This is a genomic window from Streptomyces mexicanus (genome assembly GCF_902506575.1).
GTDB lineage: Bacteria > Actinomycetota > Actinomycetes > Streptomycetales > Streptomycetaceae > Streptomyces > Streptomyces mexicanus.
The window spans coordinates 5,642,288-5,656,900 of the sequence record NZ_LR732544.1 but is presented as its reverse complement, the minus strand read 5'-3'; the positions used below and the strand labels follow the sequence as shown (position 1 = coordinate 5,656,900).

The window sequence follows — 14,613 nt, the reverse complement described above, 5'->3', positions numbered from 1 at the left end:
GGGAGAGGGTGCCGCCGGCGGGGCTGTGGTGCCGGCGCGGGGGCGGTGCCCGTCGGGGTGCGCGAGGAGCCAGTCCCACACCTGCACCGGGTCCTCGAACTCGCTCTCGGCGCCGCAGTGGCAGACGGCGAGCAGGCGGTCGGTGCCCAGGACCCAGTGGATGCGGTAGACGTCGCCGCCGGTGAGCGCCGGGGGGTGCAGGGACTTCACCGGGCCGCGGCCTCCGCCCGCTCGGCGCCCTCGGCGGCCAGCCGGGCCAGGATGCGGCGCGCGGCCAGGCCGCCGGTGTCGATGTTGATGGACAGCTCCTGGTAGCCGGCCTTCTCCGTGTCCAGCGCCTTCTGCAGCACGTTGAGCGCGACCACGTCCTGCATGACGACGGTGTGGTTGTTCTCGCGGAGGAAGTCCGAGACCCGCTGGTCCTCAAGGGCGAAGTCCCGGGCCACCGCCCAGAAGTCGTAGGTGGTCTTCTCCGTGGACGGGGTGATGCCGTAGACGACCTCGACGTGGAAGGCGTCCGGGTCGCTGCCGTCGGCGCTCGGGTCGGGGGTGCCGACGGGGGCGATGCGCGAGTGCAGCAGGTACAGGCAGGGAGCGTGGTACTCGATGTCCTGCCAGCGCGTGATGCGGCCGGTGATGCCGGTGGACTCGGCGTAGAACGGCGGACAGGCCGCGTCGGCCATGTGGCGGCTGACGTACACGACGCCGGTCTTGTCGTCGACCTCGGTGGTGATGGGCGTCTCGGCGACCTCCGGGGTGCCGATGTAGCCGCCGTGCAGGTACGTCTCGTGGGACAGGTCCAGCAGGTTGTCCACCAGCAGCCCGTAGTCGGCCTCGAGGGGCTCCATGCCGCAGACGACGGTGTACTCGGGCGAGTCCAGCCAGGGCGCACGCGGCGGCAGCGTGTCCCCGGGCTCCCGGTCGCCGATCCACACCCACACGAAGGAGTCCTGCTCGAGAACCGGGTAGGTGGCCAGGCGGGCGGTGCGGGGGATGCGCTGCTGGCCGGGCACGGACACGCACACGCCATCGGTGCCGTAGGTGAAGCCGTGGTAGCCGCAGACCACCCGGTCGCCGTCCAGGCGGCTGGGCTTCTCCGACAGCGGGAAGCGGCGGTGCACGCAGCGGTCCGCCATGGCCACCGGGCGGCCGTCCTCGGCCCGGTACAGCAGGATCGGCTCGCCCAGGACGGTACGGCCGAGCAGTTCACGCCCGACCTCGTGGGCGTACGCGGCCACGTACCACTGGTTGCGGACGAAAGCGGTCACGGTGCTCCTCCTCGTGCAGGCGGGTGAGGTACCACGATCACGCGGGCTGCCGGACGCAGGGCGCGGTCGGTGCGGTCATCTTCGAGCGGGGGCACTGGGCTGCCCAGGGGCTTTCCCGGATGCCGGGAAAGAATTCGACTGCGGGGCAGGCGGCGGCCGGGCGCGGGTTTCGGCGGCGGCCGGCTCGTGGGGTGGCGGGTGGCTGCCGGGTGGCGGCAAGCAGGCAGGCGGCCGCCGGGCGCGCGGGTCTCGGCGGCGGCCGGGTTTCGCGGGGAGCGGCGTCGGCGTCGGCTCGCGCGGCGGGCGGCTGCCCGGCACCTGGCTTTCGCGGCGGGCGGCCCCGGATGATCGGCCGGCCCCGGATCAGCGAAGCGCGCGGGATCAGTTGAGCGCACGGGATCCGTGGCGTCCATGGGGTCAGTGGGCGGGGCCGGTCAGGGCGCGGGAGATCGTCCGGGCGCTGGTGCACACCAACGGGGCGATCGCGTGTGCCGACCGGCTTCCGTGCCGCACCACCAGCGACACCGCCGCGGCCACCTCCCCGCCCGGCCCGTGGACCGGTGCCGCCACCGACAGGGCGTCCATCGTCACCTGCCGGTCGCTGACGGCGTAACCGTCGCGCCGGACGTCGGCCAGCATCCGGCGCAGGACGCGCGGGTCGGTCACGGTCTTCTCGGTGAACCGGTGGAACGGGCCGGCCAGCACCTTCTCCTGCACCTCGCGCGGTGCGTGGGCCAGCAGCACCAGCCCCACCCCGGTGGCGGTGAGCGCGAACCGCCCGCCCGGGCGCGTGAGCACGGGCACCGCGCCGGTACCGGCGATCCGCTCCACGAACACCAGCTCACACCCCTCGCGCACCGCCAGTTGCACGTTCTCGCGGGTGACCTGCGACAGGTCCTCCAGGTACGGCAGGGCACGCCCGCGCAGCCCCTGACCGCGCGGTGCCAGCGCGCCGAGTTCCCACAGGCGCAGGCCGACCCGGTAGCGGCCGTCCTGGCCGCGTTCCAGGGCACCCCCGGCGATCAGGTCACCGAGCATCCGGTGCACGGTCGACGTGGGCAGCTCCGAGCGGCGGGCCAGTTCGCTGAGCGTCATCGCGGGATGGTCGGCGCAGAAGGCACCGAGGATTCTCAGGGCCCGGCCGAGCACCGGCCCGGGACCGCTCCCCGCCCTGCCCGCGCCGCTCCCGATCGCCGTGCCGGCCTGCGCTCGCACCGTCCCGCCTTTCGCTCGCGGTCCCCGCGGGCTCGCCCGGGATCGCCCCTACGGGAAGCGGGGACCGGTCGGCAGTCTGCGCCACGTCGTGCCGCACGTCGAGAGGTCCGCAGCGGAAGAAGGGGCAGCGCGGGCGGAGGAGGAGCAGCCCGGGAGGCGAGGACGCGGTACGACGGCGGCGCGGCAAGGGCGCCGCCCGGGCCTCGTGCCGGGCGGCGCCCTCGCCGCGCAGTCAGGCTCGCTTGCCTGAGTCGATCCCCTCGCCGTATGTCAGCCGAGCAGGAAGACGTCCAGTTCCACGCTGTCGGGGCGGCGTTCGCCCACCGCCACGAAGAGGCGTTCGTTGATCCAGGCCAGCCTGGGGGCGGCGGTGGTCAGGCGCGGGACACTGCGGAAGTAGATCCGCTCCGGCGCCACCCGCTCGCCCCGGACGAGGGCCGCGATGTCCTCCGGACTGCCGGCGCGGATGCCGGTGTTGTGGACCGCGATCCGCTCACCCCGGTCCGTCTCCAGGGCGTACCGGGCGTCGAGTTCGGTCAGGGTGGCGGTGCGCAGGACCTGGTGGTCGGCCCCGCTGGGCAGGACGACGCCCCGCACGTCCGGACCGTCGAAGCGGCCACCGGTCAGCGGGACGAGCCGGCGGTGGGCGTCGGGTGCCTCGCCCAGGTCGTAGGGGGCGTCGACGTGCACGGACAGATGCGCGAAGAAGGTCAGCGGCGGGGCCGCGGGGGGCGTGGGCGCCATGACGTCGTCGTCCCTTCGGTCGGTGGCGGGGGTCAGTTGGTGCGGTCGGCGAAACCTTCGGGCAGGTCCTCGGGGCCCACCGCGACGACGCTCTCGTCGTTCTCGCCGACGTGCTCGAACAGGGTGATGCGGGCGAACTCCGGCACGACGTAGATCGGGTAGGTGGGGCCGGCGTCCCGGTAGGCGCGCATCTCCTCCAGGTGCTCGTTCTGGAAGAGCACCGTCTTGCTGCCGTCCTGCTCGATCCACTGCGGGAAGAAGATGGTGCCGTGCAGGACGCGCCGGCGGGGCAGCACGTTGACCACGACCGAGGTGCCGGTCGGCTCGTTCCAGGAGACCTTGTAGACGTCGTCGGCGAGCTGCACCAGGTCCACCTCCTGGTCCCTCACCCAGCGGCCGCCGACCATCCCGGAGTGGATGCGGTAGTCGATGGTGGTGGCGTTCTTCACGTACATCTCGTACTGCCAGCCGTTGGCGTACGTGTAGATGAACCGGTGCCCGACGATGCCGGACAGGTCCTGCGGCGGGACGGGGTTCTCGACGGTGGTGATCGGGGTCTCGTGGACGGTGGTCACGGTGGTGCTCCTTGCTGTGCTGCGGGTGGTGGCGGCCGGCCTGCGGTTCCGGTCGGCCCGGTTCCATCACCCTCAAAACAACTGTGCCACAAAATATGTTTGTCGCAAAACTCTATGGCGGCAGTCCACAATGGGCGCATGCGCACCACAGACACAGCTGCCGAAGGCAAGGGCGAGGGCCAGGCGCCCGGGACACCGGAGGCGGCGCGCGTCGCTGCCGGCCTGGGGGGACTGCTGGGGCCGCTGCGGCGCGCCGTCCTGCGCGCCACCCGCAACGCCGAGGGCCTGCCCGACCTGCCGGAGGCACAGATCGAACTGCTGCGGGCGCTGTCCTCGGCGCCCGAGGGGCTCAGCCCCGGCGCGGTGGCCACGCGGGTGCGGGTGGCACCCTCCACCGTGAGCAACCTCGTGCGGACGATGTCCGCCGCACGACTGGTGGACCGGGTCCGGCCCGCGCACGACCAGCGCACCGTGGTGCTCACCGCGTCACAGGAGGCCCTGCACCTGCTGGACCGCTACGACCGGGCCAGCACCGCGGCCCTGACCCGCGTCGTCACGGAGCTGTCCGACGCCGACCGCCGAGCACTGGACCAGGCGCTGCCCGCCCTGGACCGGCTGGTCACCGCACTGGAGGCCGCGGACGGCACCGGGCCCGCCACGGGCGAGGCGTAAGGGCAGGCCGGGCGCCACGTCCGTCCGGACGGTGAGAGCGCCGCGCGGCGCGATCCGCACCCGCGGCTCCGCCGGCCCGCACGCGTGCTCCGCCGGTCTGCCCCCGTTGTGCCCGTTTCGCGCCCTCCTCTCCCCCGCAGCTCGGCCGCACGCTCGACACCATGGGGGAGGACGACGACCGCAGGGACCGCGGTGGCCGCGACGACCGCAGGGTCCGCGACGATCGCGGGTCCCGCATCGTTCCGTTGCGGGACCCGGGTCCGCACGGCCCGAAACCCGGCCCCGGCCTCAGTCCAAGCCTCGACGCAGGCCCCGCACCAGGCCCGGACGTGTTCGGGCAGCAGTACGCCGCCGGCGCCGACTCGTGGTGGGAGAGGATCGACCGCGCCCGGGCCGCGGTCGACGGCACCACCGGCCCGGCACCGCCTCACCCGCCCCACCTGCCCCGTCTGCCCCCACTGCGGACTCACCGGGGAGCGCCGTCCCACCACCTGCACCGGGCAGCACGTGCTGCTCGAGCCGGCCCTCCCCGTGCACCTGCCGCGAAGGACGCCGGCCCTCTTCACCCTCGTCTCTGTCCGGGCATCGGGTGGAGATCGTCGTGACGGCCTGCCCGCCGGAGGTGCGGGCACAGCCGTTCTCGGTCCCGACGAGGAGGTCGACGACCTCGGCGTCGTGATCGGTCAGCAGTGCGGATCCCGCGCCGGGCGGGCACACGCACGTCCCGCACGCGGACTGCTTCCGCGTGCGGGACGACGCTCGCTCACAGGCTGCGGGCGTCGATGTCGCCGTAGCCGGTGGTCGCCTGGATGGTCAGGCCGGGGGCGGCGTCGGCGTTCTTGAGCGTGTTGCGGATCCGGCCGTACCCGGTGCCGGCGTCCAGGGAGGCGGACACTCCGGCAGCCGCACCGACCTCGATGTTGCCCATCTGGGTGCGCAGCACGACCGTGCCGCGCCCGGCCTCGTCGATCCGGATGTCGCCCTGTCCGGTGGTGATCTCCGCGTCACCGCTCAGGCGGCCGATCGACACGTCACCGCCGGAGGTGGTGACGCGCAGCCCCGCGGCCTCGTCGATCTTGATCGCGCCCTGCGCGCCTTCGTAGGTGACGTCGCCGAACCGCCCCACGCCCCGCAGTTCGGCACAGGACGACTTCACCTCGACCCGGGAACCGGTGGGCAGCTGGACGGTGACCTCGACGGTTCCGGAGGGGCCGAAGTACTGGCTCTTCGCCGCCGGGACCTCGATCCGCAGGACGCCGTCGGCACAGCCGACCACGGCCTGCTCCGCCGCCTTCACATCGCGGCCCTTGGACGCGTTCGCGGGCAGGACCTCGACGGTGGCGTCGGCCCGATCGGCGGCGATGAGCTGCACACGCCCGGCGGGGACGTCCAGGACGGCGGAGACGGGGGTCGGGGTCGGAAACTTCTGCATCGTGCTCTCCTCCTGCGGTCGTCGTTTCTTACATCGGAAACGCTACGTTGCGTTCTCGGATCGAGCAATAAGCTTGTTGCATGAGAACCTTATTTATGCAGGTAGTAGCCGCGTAATCGTTGCAACGGGCGTGCAACTAACGCAACGTCATCCGGCACCGTCGTTGCATTGGTTGGAAAGTGAACGCTATGCTGCGGCACGCAAGGAAGTGTGAAGGGAGACCGGCGTGCCCGGAGGCAGACTCACCCAGCAGGAACGCCAGCAGATCGCGCTGGGACTGGCCGACGGGCTCGCCTACGCGGAGATCGCCAGGCGTCTGGGCCGGCCCACCTCGACGATCACACGCGAGGTGATGCGCAACGGCGGTCCCACCGCCTACCGCGCCGACCTCGCCCACCGGGCCACCGAACGCCGCGCGCACCGGCGCAGGCAGGCCGCCCCGCGCGGGACGCGGGCACCCGAGCAGGCCCACGGACGCGACAGCGAGGCCGTGCGCGAGTACGAGGAGGTGTTCACCACCCTCCTGATGCAGCAGGGCCTGCCGAAGATGATGGCGCGGGTGCTGACCTGCCTGTTCACCACCGACGCGGGCAGTCTGACCGCGTCCGAACTCGTCCGGCGCCTGGAGGTCAGTCCGGCGTCCGTCTCCAAGGCGGTGGCGTTCCTGGAGAACCAGGGCCTCGTCCGCAGGGAACGCGACGAACGCCGCCGCGAGCGCTACCTCGTCGACAACGACGTCTGGTACCAGTCGATGCTCGCCGCCGCCCGCGCCAACGCGCAGCTCGCGCAGATCGCCCGGCAGGGGGTCGGCGTGCTCGGCCGCGGCACCCCGGCTGCCGTCCGCCTGGAGAACATCGCGCGCTTCGTCGACTTCGTCTCCGAGAGCATCGCCCGCGCCGCGGAGCAGGCCCGCGAGATCCTCTACACGCAACCGGAAACGGCCTCGGGCGGCACGGCCGCGCCCGGTGCGGACACCGACGGCTGAGCCCGGCGGGCGCGCCCACCGGACGGGGCGAGCCCGCCCCGCCGCACGACCCCGGGCCGTGGCCCCGTGCCGGAACGCCGGCTGCGAAGAGATCTCCGGGCCAACGCGTGCGGACCGGGGGGACGCACTCGCGTGGTCGGCTCGTCAGTCCTCGCCCACCAGGTCGAGTCCGCGCGTCGTCCGCAGCCCGAGGTCCGGCACCGGCCACTCGCGGGTGAGGGTCTGCGCCACACCCCGCCACCACGGACGTGAGGGGACCTCACCGGCGGGCTCGAAGGGCTCGCCCGGCACGGGCAGGGCCACTGCCTGACCGACCGCCCGCGCCGCGGCCAGCGTCCACTCCCCCGGCTCGGCCCACGCGTGCGGGGCCAGGTTGAACGTGGCCCAGTGGATCGGGAGCAGCACCCCGTGCCCCTGGCCGCCCTGCAAATCGAGGTGGGCGCGCACCCCCTCCTCGGGCGTCATGTGGATGTCGGGCCACAGCTCGGAGTACGCGCCGATCTGGATCATCGTCGCGTCGAACGGGCCGTGGGCGGCACCGATGTCCCGGAAGCCGTCGAAGTAACCGGTGTCACCGCTGTGGTAGATACGGTGCCGCTCGCCGGTGACGACCCAGGACGCCCACAGCGTGTGCTGGGTGTTGCGCAGGCCGCGGCCGCAGAAGTGGCGGGCCGGGGTCGCGGTCAGCGTCAGGCCGCCCACCTCGGTGGCCTCGTGCCAGTCCAGTTCGCGCAGGCGGCCGGACGGCACGCCCCAGTGCTCCAGGTGGGCACCGACGCCGAGCGGCACGGCGAAGAGGGTGTCCGTGCCGGCCAGCGCCTTGATGGTGGGCATGTCCAGGTGGTCGTAGTGGTCGTGGGAGATGACGACCACGTCGACCGGGCCGAGGGCCGCGAGCCGGAGCGGCACCGGGTGCAGCCGGCGCGGGCCGGCGAAGGGCACCGGGGAGCAGCGCTCGCCCCACACCGGGTCGAACAGCACCCGCCGGCCGTCGATCTCCGCGAGCACGCTGGAGTGGCCCAGCCAGGTCAGCCGGAGCCCGGTGACGGCGGGCCGGGCCAGGTCGGCCACCGTGGTGGCGTGCACCGGCACCGTGCCCTGCGGAGCGCGGCGGGGACGCTGCTCCTTGTCGAAGTAGACCTGGGCGAAGTCCCGCATCGAGCCCGAGGGCCGGGTGCGGGCCGGGCCTCCGGGGTTCTGGAAGACGCCGTCCTTGAAGTGGGGCGAACGGCGGATGCGTGCCATGCGCGCTCCGCCGGGGTCCGCGCCGAAGGCCGCGGGCCGCAGCGCGCGGACCCCGGAGCTGAGAGAACGGAATCCGGCCACGGTACCTCCCGGTGGAGTCGGGCAGGCTGCCCATTATGGCGGGCGCCACCGACAGCTGCCGGGGCCGCCCCGTGCACAACACGCCCCGCGGGCACCGCTTGTCGGGGCAGCGACGAAGCGGTGGTGCCGCGGGGCGGTCGGGTGTCTCAGGCCACCGACGCGATCCGCGTGCGGATGTCCTCCGGGGAGAGCGTGCCCTTGGCCCGGACGTGGTCGCCGGAGGATTCGCCGCGCAGGCGGCGGCCGATCCACGGGACCAGGTATTCGCGCGCCCAGTGCACGTCGTCGCGGCGGATCTCCAGGGTGCCGCGCGGCGGCAGCGGGGGCCAGGGCTGCTCGGGGTCGGCGGGGACGTCGAGGCCGAGCACCTGGCCGGCGCGCAGGGCCACGCGGGTGTGCCCCTCGGGTGAGAGGTGCAGGCGGTCGTGGTCCCAGGCCCGGCGGTCCTGAACGGCCTTCAGGGACCACAGGTCCAGCACCGGGCAGCCGTAGCGGTCGGCGATGGCCCGCACATGCCCGTTGTAGGTGGCGATCTTGCCGCGCAGGTGTTTGAGCACGGGCACGCCGCGGGTGTCGAAGCCGGTGGTCACCATCACGGTGCCCGCGGCGGCGACGAGCCGGGCGACCGCCTTCTCGAAGCGTTCGGCCACGTCGTCCGGGTCGGTGCCCGGGCGGATGATGTCGTTGCCGCCCGCACAGAACGACACCAGGTCGGGGGCGAGTTCGACGGCCCGCGGGATCTGGTCCGCCACGATCTGGTCGAGCAGCTTTCCGCGGACGGCGAGGTTGGTGTACTGGAAGTCGCCCTCGGGTCGCCGGTCGGCGAGCAGTACGGCCAGGCGGTCGGCCCAGCCGACGAACGCCCCGTCGGGGCCGGGGTCACCGACACCTTCGGTGAAGCTGTCCCCCACCGCCACGTACGACCCGATCACTGATCTGCTGTCACTCTTCGAATCGTCTGCCACGTCGGCCCATGATTCACCTTCGAATGTGACCTACGCGACCGTAGGAAGGGGTTGACGGGCGGTGAGATAAGCCACTTCACAGGGTGGGCCGTTGGGGAATACGGAGCCCGGGTCGGGTGCTCGTGGGCCGCGCGGGCCATGTCGTATGGTCGAGGTCGTGCCCGCCGACGAGCCGTGGCGGCGGGACTGCAAGGGAGGAGTCCCCGTGACGCAGCAGGTCCCGTCGACCGAGCCGGAACTGGCCGGAGTGCGCAACTTCCGCGATGTGGGCGGGCTGCCGACCGTGGACGGGCGGCGGGTACGCCACGGTGTGCTGTTCCGCAGCGGCCACCTCGCCCACGCCACGCCCGAGGACACGGCGTTCCTGTCCTCGCTGGGCCTGCACACGGTCTTCGACTTCCGCAACGCGGCGGACCGGAAGCTGGAGGGCCCGGACGTCGAGCTGCCCGGGGTGCGCAACGTGAACCTGCCGTTGAGCGACCCGGCGGACGGCGCGGAGTTCTGGAAGATGGTCCGCGACGGCGACCTGGAGCAGCTGCGGTCGATCCTCGACGACGGCAAGGGCGCGGCCCGGATGATCGCCTCCTACCGCACGATGGTCAAGGAGCGCACCGCCGAGCACTCCCAGGTGCTGCACGCGCTCGCCGAGGACAGCGTCCCGGCCCTGATGCACTGCGCCGCGGGCAAGGACCGCGCCGGTGTGTCGATCGCGGTGACGCTGCTCGCGCTGGGTGTGGAGCGGGACGCGATCGTCGCGGACTACCTGGAGTCCAACGCCAAGCACCGCCGCTACAAGGTGCGGCGCAGCGGCACCGACGCCTCGGCCTACTCGCCCGAGGTGATGGAGCTGCTCAGCCCGCTCTTCGACGCCCGCGCCGAGTACCTGGCGGCGGCGCTGGAGACCATCGAGGAGACCTGCGGCGGCGTGGACGCCTACCTGGAGCGGGGACTGCGGCTCGCGCCCGAGACCCGTCAGCGGCTGCGCGAGCGCCTGCTGGACTGATCCGGGCGGATCCTCGCCGGGGCCTGTGGCTACTTCGCGCCGACCTCGAACAGCAGCCAGATGAAGGCCGCGAAGAGGTGGCCCACGGCGATGTAGATGATCAGCCGGACCCACAGGGCGCGCGGGAACTTCTCTTCCATGTTGCTCATGGCGTGTCTCCGGTGTGGGGGCCCAGGCACAGCGTGGCCGTGGGACTCTGCAGCAGGGTGTGGACGAACAGCAGCTCCAGCCCGTCCGGGTCCTCGGCCGCGATGCGGTGCGGGGTCAGCGAGTCGAAGTGCGCGCTGTCGCCGGGCACCAGCAGGTGTGCGGTGTCCCCGAGGCGCAGCCGCAGCCGGCCCCGCAGCACGTACAGCCACTCCTCGCCGGGGTGCACGCGGACGATGTCGCCCGGGGGGCCGTGCGGCACACGGACCCGCAGGGCCTGCATGCCGCGCCCGGGTGGGCCGGCCTGCCAGTACGTCCAGCCGCCGGCCCGGGTGGCTTCCATGTCCGCGGCCCGTACGATCGCGTCCCGGTCGGGCGAGGTCTCGCCGAGCAGCTCGGAGACGGTCGTACCGTAGATGCGGGCGAGTGCGAGCAGCATCGGCAGCGAGGGCTGGCGCTGCCCGGTCTCCAGTCGGGAGAGGTGGGCGGGCGACAGCCCGGCGGCACGGGCCGCGGCCTCCAGGGTCAGGGAGGCGCGGCGGCGCAGCGCGCGCAGCTGGGGTGCCATGGCGGGCAGGCTCGCGGCCGGCCCCGCCGAGGCGTCGGACTCGGGGGAGCGCATACGTCCATTGAGCCGGAGGCTTGCCCCTGCGGCAAATTTCTTGCCTCACAGGCAAATCCCCCGGCTCCCGGCCCTGACGGAGGGACTGCTACCGGTTGGCGACGGCCTGCTTCACCAGCGTCTTGCCGAAGTCCCACATCAGGCCGCCGCCGTGCGCGTCGTCCATCACGGCGCTGAAGGCGTCCACGAACCGGTCCACCTCCCGCTCGCCGATGACCAGCGGCGGGATCAGCTTGATCACTTCAAGGTGATCGCCGGAGACCTGGGTGAGGATCCGGTGGCGCTGCAGCAGCGGGACGACCACCATCTGGGCGAACAGGCCCTTGCGGGCCGCCTGCAGCATCGTCCAGCGGCCGCGCAGCTTCAGCGACTTGGGCCGGCCGAACTCGATGCCGATCATCAGGCCCCGGCCGCGCACGTCGGCGAGCAGCTCGTACTTGTCGATCAGCGCCGACAGCCGGGACTTCAGCAGCTCGCCGGTGGCCCGGGCGTTGGCCACGATCTGCTCGTTCTCCATGACCGACAGCACGGCGAGGCCGGCCGCCATGGCCTGGGCGTTGGAGCCGAAGCTCGCCGAGTGGACCAGCACCCGGTCCATGGAGGAGTAGACCTTCTTGAAGATCCAGTCCTTGCCGGGGGTGGCGCTGACCGGCACATACCCGCCGGAGAGCGCCTTGGCCACGCACACCAGGTCGGGTTCGACGCCGTCCTCGTGCTGGTAGGCGTAGAAGTCGCCGGTGCGGCCGAGGCCGGTCTGCACCTCGTCGGCGATGAGCAGCGCCTTGTGCTGGTGCAGCAGCTCCTGGGCGGCCCGCAGGTAGCCGGGCGGGGCCTCGTGCACGCCCTTGCCCTGGATCGGCTCGACGATCAGGGCGGCCACGTCGCCCTTCTTCAGCTCGCGGGCGAGCGCGTCGAGGTCGCCGAGCGGGACGGCGGTGTCGGGCAGCAGCGGACCGAAGCCGTCCCGGAAGCCCTCCTCGCCGAGGACCGACAGCGAGCCGGTGGTCAGGCCGTGGAAGGAGTGCTCGCAGTACAGGATCCGCGGCTTTCCGGTGGCGCGGCGGGCGAACTTCAGCGCGGTCTCCACCGCCTCCGTGCCGCTGTTGCCGAAGAACACCCGGTCCAGGTGCGGGCTGTGGGTCAGCAGCCGCTCCGCCAGCAGGCCGGGCAGCGGCGCGCAGTCGAAGCGGGTCAGGTCGGGCAGCTGGGCGTCCAGGACGTCGTGCAGCGCCTTGCGGACGACGGGGTGGTGGCGGCCCAGGCCCATCACGCCGAACCCGGCGAGCATGTCCAGGTAGTCGTTGCCCTCGGCGTCCCAGAAGTAGGCGCCCTCGCCCCGCTCGTACACCTTGTCGAAGCCGATGGTGTGCAGCATGCGAGGCAGCTGGTGGTTCAGGTGCTTGGCGTGCAGCTCGTACCGCTCGGCGCCGCGCTCTGCCAGCAGGGCGCCGAGGTCGAACTCCGTGGTCATTCAGTTTTCTCCTTGACTGCCGTGACGGTCCGGGCGGTCTGCTGCGCCGGGACCGTACCGGCCTGCTTGACGTCGGCCCGCTCGGCGCCGGCCGCGTCCTTGACGGCCAGGCTCGCGCTGATCCGGCCGGCGATCTCCACGGGCGTCAGGCCGATGTCGGCGAGCACCTCCGAGCGCTTGGCGTGCGCCAGGAACTGCTCGGGGATGCCGAACCGCCGCACGGGCACGTCCACGTCGGCGTCGCTCAGGGCCAGGGCCACCGCGGAGCCGACCCCGGCGGCCCGGCTGTTGTCCTCCACGACGGCCACCAGGCGGTGGGCGGCGGCCAGGCCCGGCAGCGCCGGATCGACGGGCTTGACCCAGCGGGGGTCGACGACGGTGCAGCCGATCCCGCGGGCCTGAAGCAGTTCGGCGGCCTGCAGGCACACCGGGGCCATCACGCCGACGGCCACCAGCAGCACCTCGGGCCGTTCCGAGCGGTGCAGCAAGTCCATGCCGCCGACGTGGTCCACGGCCGGGACGTCCGGGCCGACCGTCTCCTTCGGGAAGCGCACCAGCGTCGGCGCGTCGTCCACGGCGACGGCCTCGCGCAGCTGGGCGCGCAGCTGGCTCGCGTCGCGCGGCGCGGCGATCCTGAGGCCCGGCACGACCTGCAGGACGGACATGTCCCACATGCCGTTGTGGGACGGCCCGTCGGTGCCGGTCACCCCCGCCCGGTCCAGCACGAAGGTGACGCCGCAGCGGTGCAGGGCGACGTCCATCAGGAGCTGGTCGAAGGCGCGGTTGAGGAAAGTGGCGTAGACGGCGACGACCGGGTGCAGGCCGCCGGTGGCCAGGCCGGCGGCGGAGACGGCCGCGTGCTGCTCGGCGATGCCGACGTCCCAGATCCGGTCCGGGAAGCGCTCGGCGAACTTGCCCAGGCCCACCGGGTGCAGCATGGCGGCGGTGATCGCCACCACGTCGTCGCGTTCCTCGCCGATCTTCACGATCTCGTCGCCGAACACCGAGGTCCACGACGGCCCCCGGGACGGGGTGAGCGGCTCGCAGGTGAGCGGGTCCATCACCCCCACGGAGTGGAAGTGGTCCTGCTCGTCGGCCAGGGCGGGTTCGTAGCCGCGGCCCTTCTCGGTGAGGCAGTGCACCAGGACCGGGCCGTGGAAGCGTTTGGCGCGGCGCAGCGCCGACTCCAGGGCGCGCACGTCGTGGCCGTCGATGGGGCCGACGTACTTCAGTCCCAGGTCCTCGAACATGCCCTGCGGGGCGAAGGCGTCCTTGAAGCCCTTCTTCGCGCCGTGCAGCGACTCGTACAGGGGGCCGCCGACCACGGGGGTGCGCTGCAGCACCTCCTTGCCCCAGGCGAGGAACTTCTCGTAGCCGTCGGTGGTGCGCAAGGTGGCCAGGTGGTTGGCCAGGCCGCCGATGGTCGGCGCGTAGGAGCGCTCGTTGTCGTTGACGACGATGATCAGCGGCCGGTCCTTGGCGGCCGCGATGTTGTTCAGCGCCTCCCAGGCCATGCCGCCGGTCAGCGCGCCGTCGCCGATGACGGCGACGACATGTCCCTTCTCGCCCTGGACGTCCCGCGCCTTGGCGAGCCCGTCGGCCCAGCCCAGCGCGGTCGAGGCGTGGCTGTTCTCGATGACGTCGTGCTCGGACTCCTCGCGCGAGGGGTAGCCGGACAGGCCGCCCTTGCCGCGCAGCTTGGAGAAGTCCTGACGCCCGGTCAGGAGTTTGTGGACGTAGCTCTGATGGCCGGTGTCCCACAGGATCCGGTCCACCGGCGACTCGAAGACCCGGTGCAGCGCGATGGTGAGTTCCACCACGCCCAGGTTGGGCCCGAGGTGACCGCCTGTCCTGGCGACCGCGTGCACCAGGAAGTGACGTATCTCGCCGGACAGTTCACCGAGTTCCGCCTCGGACAGCGCTTTCAGGTCGCGTGGTCCCCGGATGCTCTCCAGAATGGTCACGCTGGGCCCCCTCTCGGATCGTGCTTTCAACTCACTGTCACTGTCGGTGTCCCCGTGACGGTGGGGGCGCCTGCCGTCTCACCCTCCTGTTCCATCCGCTCGGCGAGCTTCATGGCCTCCTCGATCAACGTCTCCACGATCTTCGACTCCGGCACGGTCTTGATGACCTCGCCCTTCACGAAGATCTGCCCCTTGCCGTTGCCCGAGGCCACCCCCAGATCCGC

General features: G+C 72.5%; 15 protein-coding genes and 2 pseudogenes. 3 read left to right on the top strand and 14 right to left on the bottom strand.

Annotated features, from left to right (window positions below; all coding sequences use genetic code 11):
• From GV126_RS25265 to GV126_RS25245, 5 genes are all read right to left on the bottom strand, one after another.
• On the bottom strand, positions 1 to 210 hold a 210-nt coding region (locus GV126_RS25265), incomplete at its 3' end, for a hypothetical protein (protein ID WP_159670971.1).
• Complete coding sequence (locus tag GV126_RS25260; RefSeq protein WP_159670968.1) at positions 207 to 1,268, bottom strand: Rieske 2Fe-2S domain-containing protein; 1,062 nt, start codon at positions 1,266 to 1,268, stop codon at positions 207 to 209. The genes GV126_RS25265 and GV126_RS25260, both read right to left, overlap by 4 nt.
• A gap of 417 nt (positions 1,269 to 1,685) precedes the next feature.
• Positions 1,686 to 2,363, bottom strand: coding sequence for an IclR family transcriptional regulator (locus GV126_RS25255; RefSeq protein ID WP_438947862.1), 678 nt, complete (start codon positions 2,361 to 2,363; stop codon positions 1,686 to 1,688).
• Positions 2,364 to 2,753: 390 nt separating this feature from the next.
• The gene (locus tag GV126_RS25250) at positions 2,754 to 3,227 is read right to left on the bottom strand and encodes a DUF3237 domain-containing protein (RefSeq protein WP_159670965.1); all 474 of its coding nucleotides are present in this window, start codon (positions 3,225 to 3,227) and stop codon (positions 2,754 to 2,756) included.
• Positions 3,228 to 3,259: 32 nt separating this feature from the next.
• Positions 3,260 to 3,802, bottom strand: coding sequence for a phenolic acid decarboxylase (locus tag GV126_RS25245; protein WP_159670962.1), 543 nt, complete (start codon positions 3,800 to 3,802; stop codon positions 3,260 to 3,262).
• A gap of 138 nt (positions 3,803 to 3,940) precedes the next feature.
• Here GV126_RS25245 and GV126_RS25240 point away from each other — a divergent pair, with 138 nt between their 5' ends.
• Positions 3,941 to 4,474 (top strand): MarR family winged helix-turn-helix transcriptional regulator, encoded by a 534-nt coding sequence (locus tag GV126_RS25240; protein ID WP_159670959.1) that lies wholly within the window; start codon positions 3,941 to 3,943, stop codon positions 4,472 to 4,474.
• A gap of 588 nt (positions 4,475 to 5,062) precedes the next feature.
• Here the strand turns inward: GV126_RS25240 and GV126_RS25235 are convergent.
• Together GV126_RS25235 and GV126_RS25230 are read right to left on the bottom strand one after the other, a co-directional pair.
• Positions 5,063 to 5,155, bottom strand: a pseudogene (locus tag GV126_RS25235) (darcynin); the annotation flags it as partial.
• Positions 5,156 to 5,237: 82 nt separating this feature from the next.
• Complete coding sequence (locus tag GV126_RS25230; RefSeq protein ID WP_159670956.1) at positions 5,238 to 5,906, bottom strand: DUF4097 family beta strand repeat-containing protein; 669 nt, start codon at positions 5,904 to 5,906, stop codon at positions 5,238 to 5,240.
• A 226-nt stretch (positions 5,907 to 6,132) separates the two neighbouring features.
• On the opposite strand from GV126_RS25230, the gene GV126_RS25225 reads away from it, so the two are divergent.
• Positions 6,133 to 6,891, top strand: a complete 759-nt coding sequence (locus GV126_RS25225) for a helix-turn-helix domain-containing protein (protein WP_159670953.1) — start codon at positions 6,133 to 6,135, stop codon at positions 6,889 to 6,891.
• Positions 6,892 to 7,035: 144 nt separating this feature from the next.
• Here the strand turns inward: GV126_RS25225 and GV126_RS25220 are convergent, their stop codons facing one another.
• Positions 7,036 to 8,217 carry an MBL fold metallo-hydrolase gene (locus tag GV126_RS25220; RefSeq protein ID WP_159670950.1) on the bottom strand — a complete coding sequence of 394 codons (1,182 nt, stop codon included), beginning with the start codon at positions 8,215 to 8,217 and terminating at the stop codon, positions 7,036 to 7,038.
• A gap of 146 nt (positions 8,218 to 8,363) precedes the next feature.
• Positions 8,364 to 9,149, bottom strand: a complete 786-nt coding sequence (locus GV126_RS25215) for an SGNH/GDSL hydrolase family protein (RefSeq protein WP_159674077.1) — start codon at positions 9,147 to 9,149, stop codon at positions 8,364 to 8,366.
• 238 nt (positions 9,150 to 9,387) lie between these two features.
• Here GV126_RS25215 and GV126_RS25210 point away from each other — a divergent pair, with 238 nt between their 5' ends.
• Positions 9,388 to 10,185, top strand: a complete 798-nt coding sequence (locus GV126_RS25210) for a tyrosine-protein phosphatase (RefSeq protein WP_159670947.1) — start codon at positions 9,388 to 9,390, stop codon at positions 10,183 to 10,185.
• 29 nt (positions 10,186 to 10,214) lie between these two features.
• Here GV126_RS25210 and GV126_RS25205 read toward each other — a convergent pair whose 3' ends face one another.
• From GV126_RS25205 to GV126_RS25185, 5 genes and pseudogenes are all read right to left on the bottom strand, one after another.
• Positions 10,215 to 10,334, bottom strand: a complete 120-nt coding sequence (locus GV126_RS25205) for a DUF6126 family protein (protein ID WP_159670944.1) — start codon at positions 10,332 to 10,334, stop codon at positions 10,215 to 10,217.
• Entirely contained in the window at positions 10,331 to 10,954 is a 624-nt protein-coding gene (locus tag GV126_RS25200; protein WP_159670941.1) for a helix-turn-helix domain-containing protein, read from the bottom strand. The genes GV126_RS25205 and GV126_RS25200 overlap by 4 nt, the downstream gene beginning before the upstream one ends.
• 88 nt (positions 10,955 to 11,042) lie before the next feature.
• Positions 11,043 to 12,425, bottom strand: coding sequence for an aspartate aminotransferase family protein (locus GV126_RS25195; protein WP_159670937.1), 1,383 nt, complete (start codon positions 12,423 to 12,425; stop codon positions 11,043 to 11,045).
• The gene (gene dxs, locus GV126_RS25190; RefSeq protein ID WP_159670918.1) at positions 12,422 to 14,389 is read right to left on the bottom strand and encodes a 1-deoxy-D-xylulose-5-phosphate synthase; all 1,968 of its coding nucleotides are present in this window, start codon (positions 14,387 to 14,389) and stop codon (positions 12,422 to 12,424) included. The genes GV126_RS25195 and dxs overlap by 4 nt, the downstream gene beginning before the upstream one ends.
• A gap of 26 nt (positions 14,390 to 14,415) precedes the next feature.
• Positions 14,416 to 14,613 (bottom strand): annotated as a pseudogene (locus tag GV126_RS25185) (flavodoxin-dependent (E)-4-hydroxy-3-methylbut-2-enyl-diphosphate synthase); the annotation flags it as partial.

Bases quoted from the DNA above. Each gene is read 5' to 3' on its own strand.
- GV126_RS25255 (WP_438947862.1), bottom strand. From the start codon at position 2,363: ATGACGCTCAGCGAACTGGCCCGCCGCTCGGAGCTGCCCACGTCGACC.
- GV126_RS25250 (WP_159670965.1), bottom strand. From the start codon at position 3,227: ATGGCGCCCACGCCCCCCGCGGCCCCGCCGCTGACCTTCTTCGCGCAT.
- GV126_RS25240 (WP_159670959.1), top strand. From the start codon at position 3,941: ATGCGCACCACAGACACAGCTGCCGAAGGCAAGGGCGAGGGCCAGGCG.
- GV126_RS25230 (WP_159670956.1), bottom strand. From the start codon at position 5,906: ATGCAGAAGTTTCCGACCCCGACCCCCGTCTCCGCCGTCCTGGACGTC.
- GV126_RS25205 (WP_159670944.1), bottom strand. From the start codon at position 10,334: ATGAGCAACATGGAAGAGAAGTTCCCGCGCGCCCTGTGGGTCCGGCTG.
- GV126_RS25200 (WP_159670941.1), bottom strand. From the start codon at position 10,954: ATGCGCTCCCCCGAGTCCGACGCCTCGGCGGGGCCGGCCGCGAGCCTG.
- GV126_RS25195 (WP_159670937.1), bottom strand. From the start codon at position 12,425: ATGACCACGGAGTTCGACCTCGGCGCCCTGCTGGCAGAGCGCGGCGCC.